Origin of the sequence: Limosilactobacillus mucosae DSM 13345, from assembly GCF_001436025.1 — a bacterium.
Classification (GTDB): domain Bacteria; phylum Bacillota; class Bacilli; order Lactobacillales; family Lactobacillaceae; genus Limosilactobacillus; species Limosilactobacillus mucosae.
On record NZ_AZEQ01000058.1, the window covers coordinates 1 to 1,209 of the forward strand.

Genomic DNA, 1,209 nt, shown 5'->3' on the forward strand with positions numbered 1-1,209 from the left:
CCGTTATAGTTACGGCCGCCGTTTACTGGGGCTTCAATTCAGGGCTTCGCCGAAGCTAACTCTTCCTTTTAACCTTCCAGCACCGGGCAGGCGTCAGCCCCTATACTTCATCTTACGATTTTGCAGAAACCTGTGTTTTTGATAAACAGTCGCCTGGGCCTTTTCACTGCGGCTGATCTTGCGATCAGCACCCCTTCTCCCGAAGTTACGGGGTCATTTTGCCGAGTTCCTTAACGAGAGTTCGCTCGCTCACCTTAGGATACTCTCCTCGACTACCTGTGTCGGTTTGCGGTACGGGCAGTTGATTATTCGCTAGAAGCTTTTCTCGGCAGCGTGACATCAACGACTTCGCTACTATAATTTCGCTCCCCATCACAGCTTGTCAACTCGCTGATAAGCATTTGACTCATCAACTGACTTGCTGCTTGGCCGGACACTTCCAATCGTCCGGATCGCTTAGCCTTCTGCGTCACTCCATCACTCAAGCACAATCAACTGGTACAGGAATATCAACCTGTTGTCCATCGTCTACGCCTCTCGGCCTCGACTTAGGTCCCGACTAACCCTGGGAGGACGAGCCTTCCCCAGGAAACCTTAGTCATTCGGTGGACAGGATTCTCACCTGTCTTTCGCTACTCATACCGGCATTCTCACTTCCAAGCGCTCCACCAGTCCTTACGGTCTGACTTCATCGCCCTTGGAACGCTCTCCTACCACGCATCCTGATGGATGCATCCATAGCTTCGGTAATATGCTTAGCCCCGGTACATTTTCGGCGCAGAGTCACTCGACTAGTGAGCTATTACGCACTCTTTAAATGATGGCTGCTTCTGAGCCAACATCCTAGTTGTCTGTGCAATTCCACATCCTTTTCCACTTAGCATATATTTAGGGACCTTAGCTGATGATCTGGGCTGTTCCCCTTTCCACGATGGATCTTATCACTCACCGTGTGACTCCCGAGTAAAAATCAATGGCATTCGGAGTTTATCTGAAGTCAGTAACCCATGACGGGCCCCTAGTCCAAACAGTGCTCTACCTCCATGATTCTAAACCTCGAGGCTCCCCCTAAAGAGATTTCGGAGAGAACCAGCTATCTCCAAGTTCGTTTGGAATTTCACCGCTACCCACACCTCATCCCAACCATTTTCAACTGATACGGGTTCGGTCCTCCAGTGCGTTTTACCGCACCTTCAACCTGGACATGGG

1 rRNA gene is annotated in these 1,209 nt (G+C 50.6%); it reads right to left on the reverse strand.

Annotation, left to right across the window (positions count from 1 at the left end):
- Positions 1 to 1,209 (reverse strand): 23S ribosomal RNA (locus tag FC47_RS10155); the annotation flags it as partial.